Annotated in this window: 18 protein-coding genes; 14 read left to right on the forward strand and 4 right to left on the reverse strand. The window is 71.3% G+C overall.

Annotation, left to right across the window (positions count from 1 at the left end):
- Positions 1-4: 4 nt before the first annotated feature.
- Positions 5-859, reverse strand: a complete 855-nt coding sequence (locus J2S63_RS17025) for a PPK2 family polyphosphate kinase (protein WP_310304699.1) — start codon at positions 857-859, stop codon at positions 5-7.
- Positions 860-939: 80 nt separating this feature from the next.
- Here J2S63_RS17025 and J2S63_RS17030 point away from each other — a divergent pair, with 80 nt between their 5' ends.
- The gene (locus J2S63_RS17030; protein ID WP_310304701.1) at positions 940-2061 is read left to right on the forward strand and encodes a DNA adenine methylase; all 1122 of its coding nucleotides are present in this window, start codon (positions 940-942) and stop codon (positions 2059-2061) included.
- Here J2S63_RS17030 and J2S63_RS17035 read toward each other — a convergent pair.
- Positions 2043-2414: a YchJ family protein gene (locus tag J2S63_RS17035; protein ID WP_310304704.1), complete on the reverse strand. Its 372-nt coding sequence runs from the start codon at positions 2412-2414 to the stop codon at positions 2043-2045. The two genes, J2S63_RS17030 and J2S63_RS17035, sit on opposite strands and share 19 nt — an antisense overlap.
- 137 nt (positions 2415-2551) lie before the next feature.
- On the opposite strand from J2S63_RS17035, the gene J2S63_RS17040 reads away from it, so the two are divergent.
- A complete protein-coding gene (locus J2S63_RS17040) occupies positions 2552-3400 on the forward strand; it encodes a Bax inhibitor-1/YccA family protein (protein ID WP_310304706.1) in 849 nt (282 codons plus the stop codon).
- Between the two features lie 152 nt (positions 3401-3552).
- On the opposite strand, the gene J2S63_RS17045 is transcribed toward J2S63_RS17040, so the two are convergent.
- On the reverse strand, positions 3553-4590 hold the full coding sequence (locus J2S63_RS17045; protein WP_310304708.1) for an SGNH/GDSL hydrolase family protein: 1038 nt from the start codon (positions 4588-4590) through the stop codon (positions 3553-3555).
- A 242-nt stretch (positions 4591-4832) separates the two neighbouring features.
- Between J2S63_RS17045 and infA the strand changes: the two genes are divergently transcribed.
- From infA to rplQ, 7 genes are all read left to right on the forward strand, one after another.
- On the forward strand, positions 4833-5054 hold the full coding sequence (infA, locus tag J2S63_RS17050; RefSeq protein ID WP_166084121.1) for a translation initiation factor IF-1: 222 nt from the start codon (positions 4833-4835) through the stop codon (positions 5052-5054).
- 30 nt (positions 5055-5084) lie between these two features.
- Positions 5085-5198, forward strand: coding sequence for a 50S ribosomal protein L36 (gene rpmJ, locus J2S63_RS17055; protein ID WP_004008316.1), 114 nt, complete (start codon positions 5085-5087; stop codon positions 5196-5198).
- A 198-nt stretch (positions 5199-5396) separates the two neighbouring features.
- Positions 5397-5771, forward strand: a complete 375-nt coding sequence (gene rpsM / locus J2S63_RS17060; protein ID WP_310304710.1) for a 30S ribosomal protein S13 — start codon at positions 5397-5399, stop codon at positions 5769-5771.
- Positions 5772-5841: 70 nt separating this feature from the next.
- Positions 5842-6249: a 30S ribosomal protein S11 gene (gene rpsK, locus J2S63_RS17065; protein WP_091125760.1), complete on the forward strand. Its 408-nt coding sequence runs from the start codon at positions 5842-5844 to the stop codon at positions 6247-6249.
- Positions 6250-6282: 33 nt separating this feature from the next.
- Positions 6283-6891, forward strand: a complete 609-nt coding sequence (gene rpsD, locus J2S63_RS17070) for a 30S ribosomal protein S4 (protein WP_310304712.1) — start codon at positions 6283-6285, stop codon at positions 6889-6891.
- A gap of 201 nt (positions 6892-7092) precedes the next feature.
- Entirely contained in the window at positions 7093-8106 is a 1014-nt protein-coding gene (locus tag J2S63_RS17075) for a DNA-directed RNA polymerase subunit alpha (protein ID WP_310304714.1), read from the forward strand.
- 202 nt (positions 8107-8308) lie between these two features.
- Positions 8309-8956, forward strand: a complete 648-nt coding sequence (gene rplQ, locus J2S63_RS17080; protein WP_310304716.1) for a 50S ribosomal protein L17 — start codon at positions 8309-8311, stop codon at positions 8954-8956.
- Between the two features lie 90 nt (positions 8957-9046).
- Here rplQ and J2S63_RS17085 read toward each other — a convergent pair whose 3' ends face one another.
- Positions 9047-9685, reverse strand: a complete 639-nt coding sequence (locus J2S63_RS17085; RefSeq protein WP_310304718.1) for a YczE/YyaS/YitT family protein — start codon at positions 9683-9685, stop codon at positions 9047-9049.
- 53 nt (positions 9686-9738) lie between these two features.
- Here J2S63_RS17085 and truA point away from each other — a divergent pair, with 53 nt between their 5' ends.
- The 5 genes from truA (at position 9739) to J2S63_RS17110 (ending at position 16238) form a co-directional block, all read left to right on the forward strand.
- Positions 9739-10599 (forward strand): tRNA pseudouridine(38-40) synthase TruA, encoded by an 861-nt coding sequence (truA, locus tag J2S63_RS17090; protein ID WP_310304720.1) that lies wholly within the window; start codon positions 9739-9741, stop codon positions 10597-10599.
- Complete coding sequence (locus J2S63_RS17095; protein WP_310304722.1) at positions 10596-11195, forward strand: class I SAM-dependent methyltransferase; 600 nt, start codon at positions 10596-10598, stop codon at positions 11193-11195. The genes truA and J2S63_RS17095 overlap by 4 nt, the downstream gene beginning before the upstream one ends.
- Before the next feature lie 29 nt (positions 11196-11224).
- A complete protein-coding gene (gene ppdK / locus J2S63_RS17100; RefSeq protein ID WP_310304724.1) occupies positions 11225-13930 on the forward strand; it encodes a pyruvate, phosphate dikinase in 2706 nt (901 codons plus the stop codon).
- A 147-nt stretch (positions 13931-14077) separates the two neighbouring features.
- Positions 14078-14506, forward strand: coding sequence for a hypothetical protein (locus tag J2S63_RS17105; protein ID WP_310304726.1), 429 nt, complete (start codon positions 14078-14080; stop codon positions 14504-14506).
- A 55-nt stretch (positions 14507-14561) separates the two neighbouring features.
- Positions 14562-16238 (forward strand): ABC-F family ATP-binding cassette domain-containing protein, encoded by a 1677-nt coding sequence (locus J2S63_RS17110; RefSeq protein WP_310304728.1) that lies wholly within the window; start codon positions 14562-14564, stop codon positions 16236-16238.
- Positions 16239-16273: the final 35 nt, after the last annotated feature.

Consider the following 16273-nt stretch of genomic DNA (forward strand, 5'->3'; position numbering starts at 1 on the left):
CGGCTCAGCCGAGCCCGGGCGAGGACTCGAGCAGGCGCTTCTTCTCGGCCTCGACGTCGTAGTCGGGGGTCGGCCAGTCGAGCCCGATCGTGCGCAGGGTCTCCAGGAGCAGGTGGGCGACGGCGAGCTTGCGGTACCACTTGCGGTGGGCGGGCACGACGAACCACGGCGCGACGTCGGTGTTGGTGCGCTCCAGCGCGATCTCGTAGGCGGACATGTAGTCGTCCCAGTACTCCCGCTCGTCGAGGTCGGCGGGGTTGAACTTCCACCACTTCGTCGGGTCCTCGAGCCGCTCGAGGAGCCGCTCGGCCTGGCGCTCCTTCGACGCGTGCAGCATCACCTTGAGGAGGGTGTAGCCGGAGTCGACCAGCTCGGCCTCGAACTCGTTGATCGCGTCGTAGCGCCGCTCGATCTCGTCGGCGGGCGCCAGTTCGTGCACCCGCCCGATCAGCACGTCCTCGTAGTGCGACCGGTCGAAGACGCCGATCATCCCCGGACCCGGCAGCGCCTTGCGGATGCGCCAGAGGAAGTCGTGCGAGAGCTCCTCCTCGGTCGGCTTCTTGAACGAGCGGATGTGCAGCCCCTGCGGCTCCATCAGCCCCGCGGCGTCCTTGACGATGCCGCCCTTGCCGCAGGTGTCCATGCCCTGCAGCACCACGAGCACGCGGCGGTCGTCGTTCCCCTCGACCCCGTGGGCGAAGAGCCGCTCCTGGAGGTCGGCCATCTCGGGGCCGAGGACGTCGAGGGCCTCCTTGCCGCCGTCCTTGTCCTCGCGGTCCCAGCCGGGCGTGGCCTTGGTGTCGTAGCCGACCAGGTCGACCGGGCCGGGCAGCACCCGGAGCTCCTCGCGAAATCCCATGGGTCGTACCTACCACGCCGGGGTACGCCGCACACGCGCGTCGGGCGGGCAGGGCGGCCGGGCCTGGCTAGCCTGTGGCCGTGATCAAGTACCTCGGCTCCAAGCGCACGCTGGTGCCGGTGCTGGGGGAGATCGCCGCGGCGGTCGGGGCGCGCACCGCCCTCGACCTGTTCACCGGCACCACGCGCGTGGCCCAGGAGTTCAAGCGGCGCGGGGTCGAGGTGACCGCCAACGACCGTGCGGCCTACAGCGCGGTGCTCTCCGACTGCTTCGTCGCGACCGACGCCGCCACCGTCGACCTCGACGCCCTCGACGAGGCGCTGGCCCACCTCGACGCGCTGCCCGGGCGGCCGGGCTACGTCACCGAGACGTTCTGCCACGCCTCGCGCTACTTCCAGCCCCACAACGGGGCCCGCATCGACGCCGTCCGGCACGCCCTCGAGACCGACTTCGCCGACCACCCGTTGCGGGCGGTGTTGATGACCAGCCTGCTCGTCGCCGCCGACCGGGTCGACTCCACGACGGGCGTCCAGATGGCCTACCTCAAGTCGTGGTCGCCGCGCAGCTACCGCGACCTGCGTCTGGTGCGGCCCGACCTGCTGCCGGGCCCGGGCACGACCCTGCGTGGCGAGGCCGCGGACGCGGTCGACCTCGTGGGGCCGGTCGACCTGGCCTACCTCGACCCGCCGTACAACCAGCACCGCTACGAGACCAACTACCACGTGTGGGAGACGCTCGTGCGCGGCGACGAGCCCGACCACTACGGCGTGGCGTGCAAGCGCGTGGACAGCCGCGACCTCGAGCGCAAGAGCGTGTTCAACATCAAGCGCGCGATGCCGGCCGCGCTGGCCGACCTCGTCGCCCGGGTGCGGGCCGAGGTCGTCGTGGTCAGCTGCAACGACGAGTCCTGGGTCTCGCCGCACGACCTGCAGGGCTGGCTGCAGGACGCCGGCCACGAGCGGGTCGCGCTGCTCGGCTTCGACGCCCGGCGCTACGTCGGTGCGCAGATCGGCGTGTTCAACGCCGCCGGTGAGCGCGTGGGGCAGGCCCGGCGCCTGCGCAACGTCGAGCACCTGCTGGTCGCGGGCCCCTCGGCGCGCGTCGAGGCGGCGGTCGCCGCGGTCGAGGGGGGCGTCTTCCCCGCCCACGTCCCCGCCCTGACCGGCGAGCCGGCCTGTCGAGATCAGGTCCCCGCCACGTAGAACCAGCGCCCGGCCCGCCGCGCGAACTCGCTGACCTCGTGCATCGACCCACCGTCGTGGTCGGCGCGGAACTCCACGACGCCGGTGTCGTCGTCGGGCCCGCCTGCCTCGGTGCGCAGGACGGTCAGCCCGCGCCAGAGGACCCCCGGGGCCGGCTCCACCACGGCCGGTCGCGTCCGCGGGTGCCACGTGCGCCACACGTGGTCGAGGTCCCCGACGACGTACGCCGTGTAGCGCGAGCGCATCAGCTCCTCGGCCGTGGTGGCCTGCCGCTCACCACGCAGGAGCGGGCCGCAGCACGCGTCGTACGACTGGTGGAGGCCCCCGCAGGGGCACGGACCGGTGCCGAGCACGCGGCCAGGGTAGGCGGCGACGCGCCGGTGCCCTTTCTGCGGGGTGTCTCAGCCCGACCTCAGGTTGGATTCCTACGATGGACCCAGCTCACGGAGCGCCCACCTAGGGCGCTCGTCATTCACCTCGAGGATGTGACATGCAGAGCAGCAACCCGGTCTTCAACCGGTCCGAGGGGTTCAACGGACGCGGCCAGACCACCTACGCCGGCAACGGCATGAGCTACCCGGCCTACGGCGCCCCTGCCGAGGCCGGTCAGTGGCAGGGCGGCGGCTACTCCGAGACCCGCCCGATGACGATCGACAGCGTGGTCCAGAAGACCGGCATCACCTTGGCCGTCGTCGTGGTCGTGGCGGCGGCCACCTGGGTCCTCACCCCGCCGATCGACAGCATCGACGCCGCCCGCACCCTGGGCTCGATCGCGATGCTCGGCGCCCTCGGCGGCTTCGCGCTGTCGCTGGTCAACTCCTTCAAGCGTGTGGTCAGCCCCGCGCTGGTGATCGCCTACGCGGCCTTCGAGGGCCTGTTCGTCGGTGGCTTCTCCAAGGCGATCGAGACCCAGTTCTCGGGCCCGAACGGCAGCGGTGGTCTGGTGATCGGCGCGGTCGTGGGCACCTTCGGCGCGGTCGGCGGCACGCTCGCGGCGTACAAGTTCTTCGACATCCAGGTCGGCTCCCGCTTCCGCAAGTGGGCCGTCGCCGCGATGTTCGGGTTCGTCGGCGTCGCGCTGCTCGACTTCGTGCTGGGCATCTTCCACGCCGACCTCGGCCTCCTCGGCTTCGGCCCGGCGGGCCTGCTGTTCAGCATCCTGGGCCTCGGCATCGGCGTGATCATGCTGATCCTCGACTTCGACTTCGTCGAGCGCGGCATCGCTGCCGGGCTCCCCGAGCGCGAGTCGTGGCGCGCGGCCTTCGGGCTGACGGTCACGATCATCTGGATCTACATCCAGCTGCTCAAGATCCTCGCGATCCTCCGCGGCCAGGACTGACCCAGACCCCAGGACCGCTCAGGACCCCTCAGGACCAGACGGAGCCCCGGCCAGGTGGCCGGGGCTCCGTTGCGTCTCGGTTCAGTTTCACTAGGTACCTAGTGATGTTGTCGCTCCCCGAGCGAAGTTTCGCTCGGGAAGTGCCCGTTTCACTAGGTACCTAGTGATTCCGCGTGGGGCTCCACGCCGTCCTCGGTGTCCTCGGGTGCGTGTACGTCGGTCTCGGGCTGGTGGCGGCGGCGGCGCAGGGTGGCGAACCGGCCCGGGCCCCGGCGGCCGGTCTCGTCGGTGACCGGCTCCACGGAGGCGCCGGGGTGGCGGGCGGCCTCGAGCACGGCGATGTCGATGGGCAGGACGGCCTCGCCGCGGTCCCACTCCGGGGTCTCGTCCTCCGGCACGAGGTCGAGCGCGGCCAGCACCGTCGGGAGTACGGCGGCACTCATCCGGGCGTAGCCGGCGGCGGAGGGGTGGAACCGGTCGGGGCCGAAGAGCAGGTGGGACAGCGAGGTGAACTCCTCCCCGAGGATCGACCCGAGGGCGACGGCTCGTGCGTCGGCCTGGACGACCACGGTCGCCTGGGCCTGGGCCAGCTGGCGCGACCACACGCGGGCGATCTGGCGCAGCGGCGGCTGCAGCGGCTCGATCGCGCCGAGGTCGGGGCACGTGCCGACCACGACCTTGACCCCGTGGGACTTGAGCCGGGTCACCGCCGCCCGGAGGAGGCGCTGGGAGGTCTTCACCGGGACCGCGTGGGTCACGTCGTTGCCGCCGATGAAGATGATCGCGACGTGGGGCTCCATCGGCAGGACCCGGTCGATCTGCCCGGCGAGGTCCTTGGACTGGGCCCCGACCTTGGCCACCGACGACAGGTAGACCCGACGGTCCGCGGCCTCCGCGACGCCCGAGGCGAGGTAGGCGCCGGGCGTCTCCTCGACCGTCTCGACGCCGTAGCCGGCGGCGGAGGAGTCACCCAGCAGGGCGATCTTGATCGCAGGGCCGGGGCGGCCGTGGCCGTACCACCCCGACGGGGCGGGCGGGTCGTCCTCCGCGTTGCCGATCTGGCGGCGGGCCAGCTTGGCCTCGGCCACCAGCAGGCCCCAGAGGCCGCCACCCAGTGCGGTCACCCCGCCTCCGGCCACCGCCAGGCCCGTCGCGACGCGCCTGAGGCCGGGGGAGGGGGAGCGGGTCACGTCGGCCACCCTAGCGAGGGGGCCCGATTAACGGTTCGCAGGTGTTCTTGCGTAGACTCCTACGTCGGCCCAACGTGGCTCCGTTTTGTGCTGCCTCGCGGCTGCCCCGGTCTCCTCGCTCCTGAGGACGCCTGATGACCGGGGTCGAGGTGCACGACAAGTCACGAGGTCCACCCCGCGCAGCCACGCGGGGGCGGTTCGCGGGCCACCCGGAAGACACCATCCAACAGATTGCGGAGGACATGCCGAAGAAGGAAGGCGTCATCGAGATGGAGGGCACCATCGTGGAAGCCCTCCCCAACGCGATGTTCCGAGTCGAGCTGAGCAACGGGCACAAGGTGCTCGCGCACATCAGCGGCAAGATGCGGCAGCACTACATCCGCATCCTCCCGCAGGACCGGGTCGTCGTGGAGCTCTCGCCGTACGACCTGACTCGCGGCCGCATCGTCTACCGGTACAAGTAACCAGCCGAACACGACCCGAAAGGGCCTCTGATGAAGGTCAACCCGAGCGTCAAGCCGATCTGTGACAAGTGCAAGGTGATCCGTCGCCACGGCCGCGTCATGGTGATCTGCGAGAACCCCCGCCACAAGCAGCGGCAGGGCTGAGTCTCGACCGGCTCGACCACCCGCGAGCCCGCAGCACACAACTGAACACACCAACAAGTACGTGATCGCTCCTCGTCCCTGACGGACGAGGTCACCGCCGGCCCGGAGGCCGGCGCCCGGTGCCAGGGGCAACGGGACGCGACACGACACGAAACCTCCGGAGAACCAGAGGGCAGAGCCCTCAAGGAAGGCCAACGCATGGCACGCCTCGTTGGTGTCGACCTCCCGCGCGACAAGCGCATCGAGGTCGCACTCACCTACATCTACGGCATCGGCCGTACCCGCGCCCAGCAGGTCCTGGAGGTCACCGGGGTCAGCCCCGACCTCCGCGTGCACGAGCTGGGCGACGAGGAGCTGGTGAAGCTCCGCGACGAGATCGAAGCCAACTTCAAGATCGAGGGTGACCTCCGTCGCGAGGTCCAGGCTGACATCCGCCGCAAGATCGAGATCGGCAGCTACCAGGGCCGCCGGCACCGGATGAACCTCCCGGTCCGCGGTCAGCGCACCAAGACCAACGCGCGCACCCGCAAGGGTCCCAAGCGCACCGTCGCCGGCAAGAAGAAGGCCCGCTGACCCGCTTCGGCGGAGTCCGGCGCTGAGCCCCTCACCACCAGCTTCCTAGAACTACAGGAGTACCAACCGCATGCCTCCCAAGAGTCGTCAGGCCGCGGCCAAGACCAAGGTCCGCCGCAAGGAGAAGAAGAACGTCGCGCAGGGCGAAGCCCACATCAAGAGCACGTTCAACAACACCATCGTCACGATCACCGACCCGACCGGTGCGGTGATCTCGTGGGCGTCCGCCGGCACCGTCGGCTTCAAGGGCTCCCGCAAGTCCACCCCGTTCGCCGCGCAGATGGCCGCCGAGGCCGCTGGACGTCGCGCGATGGAGCACGGCATGAAGAAGATCGACGTCTTCGTCAAGGGCCCGGGCTCGGGCCGCGAGACCGCGATCCGTTCCCTGGGTGCGATCGGCCTCGAGGTCGGCACGATCCAGGACGTCACGCCCACGCCCCACAACGGCTGCCGCCCGCCCAAGCGCCGCCGCGTCTGACACCCGACCGACTGAGAAAGAGAGACATCTGACATGGCCCGTTACACCGGCCCCATGACCAAGAAGTCGCGTCGACTGGGTGTTGACCTCGTCGGTGGCGACCAGGCGTTCGAGCGCCGCCCCTTCCCGCCCGGCCAGCACGGCCGCGGTCGCATCAAGGAGTCGGAGTACCTGCTCCAGCTCCGCGAGAAGCAGAAGGCCCGCTTCACCTACGGCGTGCTGGAGAAGCAGTTCCGCCGCTACTACCACGAGGCTTCGCGTCGTCCCGGCAAGACCGGTGACAACCTGCTGCAGCTCCTCGAGTGCCGCCTGGACAACGTGGTCTACCGCGCCGGCTTCGCCCGGACGCGTCGCCACGCGCGCCAGCTGGTCAGCCACGGCCACTTCCTGGTCAACGGCAAGAAGGTCAACATCCCGTCGTTCCAGGTGACGCAGTACGACGTCATCGACGTGCGCGAGAAGTCGCTGGAGATGACGCCGTTCATCGTCGCCCGCGAGACCTTCGGCGAGCGCCTGGTCCCCGGCTGGATGGACGTCCTGCCCGACCGCATGCGTGTGCTCATCCACCAGGTCCCGGTGCGCGCCCAGATCGAGCTGCCCGTCCAGGAGCAGCTCATCGTCGAGTACTACTCCAAGAAGTAAGACGTTCAGGGGCTCCGCCCCGGAATGCCCCCGGGCGGTGGTCACCACCGCGGCCGCCGTCCGGGAGGACTTCTCCAAGTCCACAACGGAAAAGACCACACCCCCACCCGGGGACTTCGTCCCCGGGAGTCAACCGAAACGGCTCCGCCGTTTCCGTTCGAGACCCTCAAATAGCGGTCGGTCTCGGGAAGGAACACACCAGTGCTGATCTCCCAGCGCCCTGCACTCTCCGAAGAGGTCGTCGACGAGTTCCGCTCGCGCTTCGCCATCGAGCCCCTCGAGCCCGGCTTCGGCTACACGCTCGGCAACTCGCTGCGTCGCACGCTGCTGTCCTCGATCCCCGGTGCCTCCGTCACCAGCATCAAGATCGACGGCGTCCAGCACGAGTTCTCCACCCTCGAGGGCGTCACCGAGGACGTCACCGAGATCATCCTCAACCTCAAGGGCCTCGTCGTCTCCTCCGAGCACGACGAGCCGGTCTCGATGTACCTGCGCAAGCAGGGCCCCGGCCCCGTCACCGCCTCGGACATCGAGGCCCCGGCGGGCGTCGAGATCCACACCCCCGACCTCTTGGTCGCCACCCTCAACGAGAGCGGCCGCCTCGAGATGGAGCTGGTCGTCGAGCGTGGCCGCGGCTACGTCAGCGCCACCCTCAACAAGGGCATGGACAACGAGATCGGCCGCATGCCGGTCGACTCGATCTACAGCCCCGTGCTCAAGGTGACCTACAAGGTCGAGGCCACCCGTGTCGGTCAGCGCACCGACTTCGACAAGCTCGTCATCGACGTCGAGACCAAGAAGTCGATGCGTCCCCGCGACGCCCTCGCCTCGGCCGGCAAGACCCTGGTCGAGCTGTTCGGGCTGGCCCGCGAGCTCAACGTCGAGGCCGAGGGCATCGACATCGGCCCCTCGCCGGTCGACGAGCAGCTCGCGGCCGACCTGGCGCTGCCGGTCGAGGAGCTCAACCTCACCGTCCGCTCCTACAACTGCCTCAAGCGCGAGGGCATCCACACCGTGGGTGAGCTCATCTCCCGCTCCGAGCAGGACCTGCTCGACATCCGCAACTTCGGTGCGAAGTCGATCGACGAGGTCAAGCTCAAGCTCCACGAGATGGGTCTCGCGCTCAAGGACAGCGCCCCGGGCTTCGACCCGTCGCTGGCCCTGGCCAACTACGACGACGACGACGCGTCGTTCGTCGAGGACGAGCAGTACTGAGCTGATGGCGCGAGCGCGTCGGCTTCGCCGCCGCGCTACCGCACGGTCGGGGGCTCCGCCCCCGACTGCCCCCGGCCGTGGTCACTCCGCAGCCGGTCCAACTGAAGAGCAGATCACCGCTTTGCGGTGAACCACGCCGAGGGACTCCGTCCCTCGCCATGACCCGAGTACCTAGTCCGGCTCGGGAGGAACGAGGAACACCATGCCCACCCCCAAGAAGGGCGCCCGTCTGGGCGGCAGCCCGGCCCACCAGAAGCTGATCCTCAGCAACCTGGCGACCGCGCTGTTCGAGCACGGCCGGATCACCACGACCGAGGCCAAGGCGCGCGCGCTGCGCCCGCACGCGGAGCGGCTGATCACCAAGGCCAAGAAGGGCGACCTGCACAACCGTCGCCTGGTGCTGCGCACCATCCGTGACAAGGGCGTCGTGCACGAGCTCTTCACCGAGATCGCCCCGCGCTTCGCCGACCGTCCCGGTGGCTACACCCGCATCACCAAGATCGGCCCCCGCAAGGGCGACAACGCCCCGATGGCCGTGATCGAGCTCGTCACCGAGCCCTACGCGCCGAAGCAGGGCTCGCGTCCGGCCTCCGGTTCCGCGACCACCCCGACCACCGCGACCGCCGCCGCCCCGGCGCCGGCTCCTGCGGACGAGCCGGTCGTGGTCGAGGAGACCGACGCCGCGGCGTCGTCGGAGCCGGCCGAGGTCGACGTCGTCGACGACGAGTCGGCGGTGGCCGAGCAGGTGCCCACCGAGAGCGAGGAGCTCGCTCCCGCCCCGGCCGGCACCGAGGTCGAGGACGAGGCCGTCGAGGCCCCGGCCGCCGACGAGGAGACCGACAAGGCCTGATCGGCTCGCTGCCGACCAGCCAGAGCGCGACGGCCCGTCACCTTGGGAGGGTGACGGGCCGTCGTACGTCTGCGTCGGGCGGCGGCGGCCTCAGGCCGATGCGGCCTCGGCTGCCTCGGCGGCCCGGGTGCCCGGCTGGTGGAGGTCCTGGCGCAGCAGGCGGGCCGCGAGGGCCACGGCCGGACCGAGCAGGACGATCACGACGATCGTGCCGAGCCCGACCGCCGCGCCCTGCCACCACCCGACCAGGGCGCCCAGCAGCTGGGCGGTGTTGTAGGAGACCGCGAACGGCACCGGCGGGTCGAAGCCCAGCGCCGCCGCCTCGACGGGACCGGCGCCGAGCCCGACGCCGAGGTAGAGCGCGATGCCGGCCGCGAGCACCGGGAACGCCGCGACGAGCAGGACCAGGCGCGCCCACAGCGCGTCGGGCTGGTCCACCACCTCGAGCCCGAGGTTGACCACCAGGCTGACGACGGCGACCTGGGTGATCGTGCCGATGCCGGGGCGCACGCCGCGCACCCAGCCCAGGCCGACGAACGCCAGGCCCACCACGACGCTCATCCACAGGAACGACACGTCCAGCCCGATCGAGAGCCCGTTGACCAGCGTCGAGTAGCCGTCGGACCCCAGCCGTGGGACGAGGGCGAGGGTCACGCCCACGCCGAGGACGACACAACCGAGCAGCAGCTGGGCACCGCGGAGGACCGGGTGCCGGCGGGATCGCGTCACCAGGTGAACCTACCGACCGGCTCGGCGCCGGCGGCGGCTGGGAGGATGGCGCGGTGCGTGTGCGTCTGGATCTCTCCTACGACGGCGGCGGCTTCCACGGCTGGGCCGCCCAGCCCGGCCTCCGCACCGTCCAGGGCGACCTCCAGGACGCCCTGCGCACCGTCCTGCGGGAGCCGGACCTCACGGTCACGTGCGCCGGTCGCACCGACACCGGCGTGCACGCCCGGGGCCAGGTGGTGCACGCCGACGTGGCGGAGGAGTCGCTGGCCGCGACGGTCGGTCGCTCCGGCGACGCCCCGGTCGACGCGCTCGCCCGCCGCCTCAACGGCGTGCTCGCGTGCGACGTGCGCGTGCGCCGGGTCTCGGTGGCCCCCGAGGGCTTCGACGCCCGGTTCTCCGCGCTGTGGCGGCGCTACGTCTACCGGCTGAGCGACGCCCCCGGCGTGCCGGACCCCCTCACGCGCGGGCACGTCCTGGTCTGGCCCCGCCCCCTGGACGAGTCGGCCATGCAGGAGGCCGCCGCGGGCTTGCTGGGGGAGCACGACTTCGCGGCGTTCTGCAAGCGCCGGGAGGGCGCGACGACGGTGCGCCGGCTCCTGGACCTCCGCGTCGAGCGTGTACGACGGGAGGGCGGCTCCGGCCTCGACCTCACCGTCCGCGCGGACGCGTTCTGCCACTCGATGGTCCGCGCCCTCACCGGCTGCCTGCTGGCCGTGGGCGAGGGACGCCGTGACCCGTCGTGGGCCGCTGAGGTCCTGGCCGGACGGCAGCGCGACCCGGCGGTGCTCGTCGTGCCGCCGCACGGGCTGTGCCTGGAGGAGGTCGCCTACCCGGCCGACGAGGGGCTCGCCGCGAGGGTCGAGCAGAGCCGACGGGTCCGCACCCTGGCAGAGACGGAGGCCGTGCAGCCGTGAGCGACGAGCACTACTTCACCGCCGACCCCTCGGTGCCGTTCACCCGCAAGCCCGTGCACGCCCGCGTGTGGGGCCACGACCTGGCCCTGGACTCGGGGTCCGGGGTCTTCGCCCAGGGCCGGGTCGACGCCGGCACCGCGGTGCTGTTCCGCGAGGCCGAGCCGCAGGCCGCCGACGGGCCGTTCCTCGACCTCGGCTGCGGGTACGGCGTCGTGGCGCTCGCGCTGGCCGCCGTACGCCCCGGGGCGGAGGTGTGGGCGGTCGACGTCAACGAGCGGGCGCTCCTGCTCACGCGGGAGAACGCGGCGGCGGCCGGGCTCGCGGTGCACGCCGTGGGCCCCGAGGAGGTGCCGCCCGAGGTGCGGTTCTCCGAGATCTGGTCCAACCCGCCGATCCGCATCGGCAAGCAGGCGCTGCACGAGCTGCTGCTGACCTGGCTCCCGCGGCTGGCGCCGGACGGCCGTGCGGTGCTCGTCGTGGGACGCAACCTGGGCGCCGACTCGCTGCACCGGTGGATCGAGGAGCAGGGGTGGGACGTGGCGCGGCTGGGCTCCGCCAAGGGGTTCCGCGTGCTGGAGGTGCGCCCTCGCACCTGAGGGCGGCCGGGTGGGGGCAGGATGAGGTCATGACGACGACGCGGGCGACGAGGTACGTCTTCGACTTCACCGAGGGCGGCAAGGACCAGAAGGACCTGCTGGGGGGCAAGGGGGCCAACCTCGCCGAGATGACCAAGCTCGGGCTGCCGGTGCCACCGGGGTTCACGATCACCACCGAGGCCTGCCGCGCCTACCTGGAGTCGGCGCGTGGGGGCGAGGCCGGCTCGATGCCGGAGGGTCTCGCCGAGGAGGTCTCGGAGCACCTGGCCTCCCTGGAGGAGGCGATGGGCAAGCGGCTCGGGGACGCCGAGGACCCGCTGCTGGTCTCGGTGCGCTCGGGCGCGAAGTTCTCGATGCCCGGGATGATGGAGACCGTCCTCAACGTCGGGCTCAACGACGAGTCGGTGCAGGGGCTGGCACGGCAGAGCGACAACCCGCGCTCGGCCTGGGACTCCTACCGCCGCCTGCTGCAGATGTTCGGCAGGACCGTCCTCGGGGTCGACGCCGACCTCTTCGAGCACGCCCTGGACGAGCTCAAGGTGACCCGCAGCGTCGAGCACGACGTCGACCTCTCCGCCGAGGACCTCGAGGAGCTGGTCGGCACCTTCAAGTACGTCATCGCCGAGCACAGCGACATCGGCTTCCCGCAGGACCCGCGCGCGCAGCTCGACCTCGCGATCGCCGCCGTCTTCGACTCGTGGAACACCGATCGCGCCGCGATCTACCGCCGCCAGGAGCGCATCCCGCACGGCCTCGGCACCGCGGTCAACGTCTGCTCGATGGTCTTCGGCAACCTCGGCGACGACTCCGGCACGGGGGTGGCCTTCACCCGCGACCCGGCGTCCGGGGCGCAGGGCATCTACGGCGACTACCTGCAGAACGCCCAGGGCGAGGACGTCGTCGCCGGCATCCGCAACACCGTGCCGCTGGCGGACCTCGAGCAGATCGACAAGGCGTCGTACGACGAGCTGCTGCGGATCATGCAGCGGCTCGAGGAGCACTACAAGGACCTGTGCGACATCGAGTTCACCGTCGAGCACGGCAAGCTGTGGATGCTGCAGACGCGGGTGGGCAAGCGCACCCCGGGCGCCGCCTTCCGGATCGCGGTGCAGCTGGTCGACCAGGGCCTGATCGACCTCGACGAGGCGCTGCAGCGGGTGACCGGGGCCCAGCTGGCGCAGCTGATGTTCCCGCAGTTCGACCCCAGCGCCGAGCGCGAGCTGCTGACCAAGGGCATGAACGCCTCGCCCGGGGCCGCGGTCGGGCGCGCGGCCTTCGACTCGGCCACGGCCGTCGAGTGGGCCGAGGAGGGCGACAAGGTCATCCTCGTTCGGCGCGAGACCAACCCCGACGACCTCTCGGGCATGGTCGCCGCGACCGGCATCCTGACCTCGCGGGGCGGCAAGACCTCGCACGCGGCGGTCGTGGCGCGGGGCATGGGGCGCACCTGCGTCTGCGGGGCGGACGACCTCGACGTCGACGTGCGAGGTGGTCGCTTCCGCACCTCGGACGGCGTGGAGGTCCACGAGGGCGAGGTCATCTCCATCGACGGCACGACGGGTGAGGTGTTCCGCGGAGAGGTGCCGGTCAAGGACTCGCTGGTCGTGCGGTGGTTCGAGGGCGAGTCCGAGCTCGCGGACGAGGACGACCTGGTGGGCGCGGTCGCTCGGCTGATGGACCACGCCGACCAGGCCCGTCGTCTCGGGGTGCGCGCCAACGCCGACACCCCGGCGGACGCGATGCGGGCGCGACGCTTCGGCGCGGAGGGCATCGGTCTGTGCCGCACCGAGCACATGTTCCTCGGTGACCGCCGCGAGCTCGTCGAGCACCTCATCCTGGCCTCCGACGCCAAGGGGCAGGCCAAGGCCCTCGACGCCTTCCTCCCGCTGCAGCGTGCCGACTTCGTCGAGATCCTCGAGGCGATGGACGGACTCCCCGTCACGATCCGGCTGATCGACCCTCCGTTGCACGAGTTCCTCCCCGGCTTCACCGAGCTGTCGATGAAGGTCGCGGTGGCCGAGGCCGCCGGCAAGCCCAACAAGCGCGACGTGCGGATGCTCACCGCCGTCAAGCGGATGCACGAGGAGAACCCGATGCTCGGGCTGCGCGGCGTCCGCCTGGGCATCGTCATCCCGGGGTTGTTCGGGATGCAGGCGCGCGCGATCCTGGAGGCGGCCGCCATCCGGGTGAAGGCCGGGGGAGACCCGCGGCCCGAGATCATGATCCCGCTCGTGGCGACCGTCCAGGAGCTCGAGCACATGAAGTCCGACGTCGACGCGGTCGCGCGCACGGTCGAGCAGGAGACCGGGACCTCGGTGCCTTACAAGGTGGGGTCGATGATCGAGCTGCCGCGCGCCGCGGTGACCGCCGACCAGATCGCCGAGCAGGCGGAGTTCTTCTCCTTCGGCACCAACGACCTCACCCAGATGACCTGGGGCTTCTCCCGTGACGACGTCGAGGCGGCGTTCTTCAGCCAGTACCTCGAGCGCGGCATCTTCGGCGTCTCCCCGTTCGAGACCCTCGACCGCATCGGGGTCGGAGCGCTGATCCGCGAGGCGGTCGAGCGCGGGCGCCGCACCCGACCCGACCTGCACCTCGGCATCTGCGGCGAGCACGGCGGAGACCCCGACTCGATCCACTTCTTCGAGGAGGTCGGGCTCGACTACGTCTCCTGCTCGGCGTTCCGGGTCCCGGTCGCCCGGCTCGAGGCCGGCCGGGCGGTCGGCGACGCCTGACCTGCCGGGGCCCGGCCCACGCCGGTCCCGATTCGGTCAGGGACAACGACGGGACGGGTGTCAGGTGCGCCCGGGACGCGGGGCCCGGTTGTCTCCTCCTCACCGAGGCGGTCCATCCCGGGCCGCCCTGACCGTGAGGACACCACGATGCGCATCACCACCACCACCCGCCGTACCGCCACCGTCGTCGCCACCGCAGGGGCCGCCCTCGCGCTCGCCGCGGGTGCCGCGTCGGCGCACGACTGCTTCGTCCCGATGCAGAGCCTCAACGCGCCGGTGAGCGCCAACTGGGAGGCGATCAACGCCGAGCAGATCGCCGGCTTCGGGTTCGGCTACGAGGCGCCCTGCGCCGGCGCCTCGAAGGCGGGGTACGCCGCCCTCAAGGCCGCGGGCCTGCCGGTCGGCGTGAAGATCTACGTCGGCAGCAACGCGGCCGGCGAGATGACCATCGGCGGCCACTCGGCCAACCCCAACCTGGCCGACGGTAAGGGCCTGGACAACTTCGAGGCCGGCAGCGAGCTGCCGTTCCAGATCGCCGGGGTGTGGTACGACGCCGCGTCGCACCACGTCTGCTGACCCCGGACGGATATCGGGTCGCCGCAGCAGCACCCGGCCGGGGAGAATCACGCTCATGGGTCATGTCGACGTCTCCGGAGTGCGGTTCGAGCTCCCCGACGGCCGGGTGCTGCTCGACGACGTGTCGTTCCGCGTCGGCGAGGGCGCCAAGGTCGCCCTCGTCGGCGCCAACGGCGCGGGGAAGACCACGCTGCTGCGCATCGTCACCGGCGACCTGGTGCCGCACGCGGGCGCCGTGACCCGCTCCGGCGGCCTCGGCGTCATGCGCCAGATGGTCGGCCGCGAGGACGAGACCGTCGGCGAGCTGCTGCTGTCCGTCGCTCCCGAGCGCGCGCGAGCGGCCGCGGCCGAGGTCGCGCGCCTCGAGCTGGCGCTGATGGAGACCGAGGACGAGCGCACCCAGATGTCCTACGCCTCGGCGCTGGCGGAGTGGGGCGACGCCGGCGGCTACGACCTCGAGGTCACCTGGGACGTCGTGTGCACCCAGGGGCTCGGGGTGTCCTACGAGCGCGCGAAGTACCGCGACCTGCGCACCCTCTCCGGTGGCGAGCAGAAGCGGCTCGTGCTGGAGTACCTCCTCGCCGGTCCCGACGAGGTCCTGCTGCTCGACGAGCCGGACAACTTCCTCGACGTCCCCGGCAAGCAGTGGCTCGAGCGACGCCTCCAGGAGTCGCCCAAGACGGTGCTGTTCGTCAGCCACGACCGCGAGCTGCTCAGCAACGTCGCGACGAGGGTGGTCACCGTCGAGCTCGGGGCAGCGGGCAACACGACCTGGACCCACCCGGGCGGCTTCGCGTCGTACCACGACGCCCGGAAGGCGCGCTTCGAGCGCTTCGAGGAGCTGCGGCGTCGCTGGGACGAGGAGCACGCCAAGCTCAAGGCCCTCGTGCTCCGCCTCAAGATCAAGGCGGAGTACAACGACGGGATGTCCTCGCAGTACAGGGCGGCGCAGACGCGACTGCGCAAGTTCGAGGAGGCCGGACCGCCGACCGGCCAGCCTCGCGAGCAGCAGGTCACCATGCGCCTCACGGGCGGGCGCACCGGCAAGCGAGCGGTGATCTGCGAGCAGCTGGAGCTGACCGGGCTGATGAGGCCGTTCGACCTCGAGGTCTGGTACGGCGAGCGCGTGGCCGTGCTGGGCTCCAACGGCTCGGGCAAGTCGCACTTCCTGCGGCTGCTCGCCGCCGGCGGGAGCGACCCGGACGTCGAGCACCAGCCCGTGGGTGAGACCGAGATCAAGCCCGTCGTCCACACCGGGCGCGCGCGCCTGGGCGCCCGCGTGCGGCCCGGCTGGTTCGTGCAGACCCACGCCCACCCCGAGCTCGTCGGGCGGACGCTGCTGGAGATCCTGCACCGCGGCGACGCCCACCGCGCCGGCATGCCGCGGGAGCAGGCCGCCCGGGCTCTCGACCGCTACGAGCTGGCCGCCTCCTCCGAGCAGCGCTTCGAGTCCTTGTCAGGAGGACAACAAGCCCGCTTCCAGATCCTGCTCCTGGAGCTCTCCGGGGCGACGCTGCTGCTGCTCGACGAGCCCACCGACAACCTCGACGTGGAGTCGGCCGAGGCGCTCGAGGACGGCCTCTCGGCGTTCGAGGGGACGGTCCTCGCGGTGACCCACGACCGGTGGTTCGCCCGCGGCTTCGACCGGTTCCTGGTCTACGGCGCCGACGGCTCGGTCTACGAGTCGACCGAGCCGGTCTGGGACGAGACCCGTGTCCAGCGGAGCCGCTGACCCGCTTCCGCGGTGGTCGGGCGTGGTGTCGGACG

Origin of the sequence: Nocardioides marmoribigeumensis, from assembly GCF_031458325.1 — a bacterium.
In the GTDB taxonomy this organism is placed as follows: domain Bacteria; phylum Actinomycetota; class Actinomycetes; order Propionibacteriales; family Nocardioidaceae; genus Marmoricola_A; species Marmoricola_A marmoribigeumensis.

Bases quoted from the DNA above. Each gene is read 5' to 3' on its own strand.
- J2S63_RS17025 (WP_310304699.1), bottom strand. From the start codon at position 859: ATGGGATTTCGCGAGGAGCTCCGGGTGCTGCCCGGCCCGGTCGACCTG.
- J2S63_RS17040 (WP_310304706.1), top strand. From the start codon at position 2,552: ATGCAGAGCAGCAACCCGGTCTTCAACCGGTCCGAGGGGTTCAACGGA.
- infA (WP_166084121.1), top strand. From the start codon at position 4,833: ATGCCGAAGAAGGAAGGCGTCATCGAGATGGAGGGCACCATCGTGGAA.
- rpmJ (WP_004008316.1), top strand. From the start codon at position 5,085: ATGAAGGTCAACCCGAGCGTCAAGCCGATCTGTGACAAGTGCAAGGTG.
- rpsM (WP_310304710.1), top strand. From the start codon at position 5,397: ATGGCACGCCTCGTTGGTGTCGACCTCCCGCGCGACAAGCGCATCGAG.
- rpsK (WP_091125760.1), top strand. From the start codon at position 5,842: ATGCCTCCCAAGAGTCGTCAGGCCGCGGCCAAGACCAAGGTCCGCCGC.
- rpsD (WP_310304712.1), top strand. From the start codon at position 6,283: ATGGCCCGTTACACCGGCCCCATGACCAAGAAGTCGCGTCGACTGGGT.
- rplQ (WP_310304716.1), top strand. From the start codon at position 8,309: ATGCCCACCCCCAAGAAGGGCGCCCGTCTGGGCGGCAGCCCGGCCCAC.
- ppdK (WP_310304724.1), top strand. From the start codon at position 11,225: ATGACGACGACGCGGGCGACGAGGTACGTCTTCGACTTCACCGAGGGC.
- J2S63_RS17105 (WP_310304726.1), top strand. From the start codon at position 14,078: ATGCGCATCACCACCACCACCCGCCGTACCGCCACCGTCGTCGCCACC.
- J2S63_RS17110 (WP_310304728.1), top strand. From the start codon at position 14,562: ATGGGTCATGTCGACGTCTCCGGAGTGCGGTTCGAGCTCCCCGACGGC.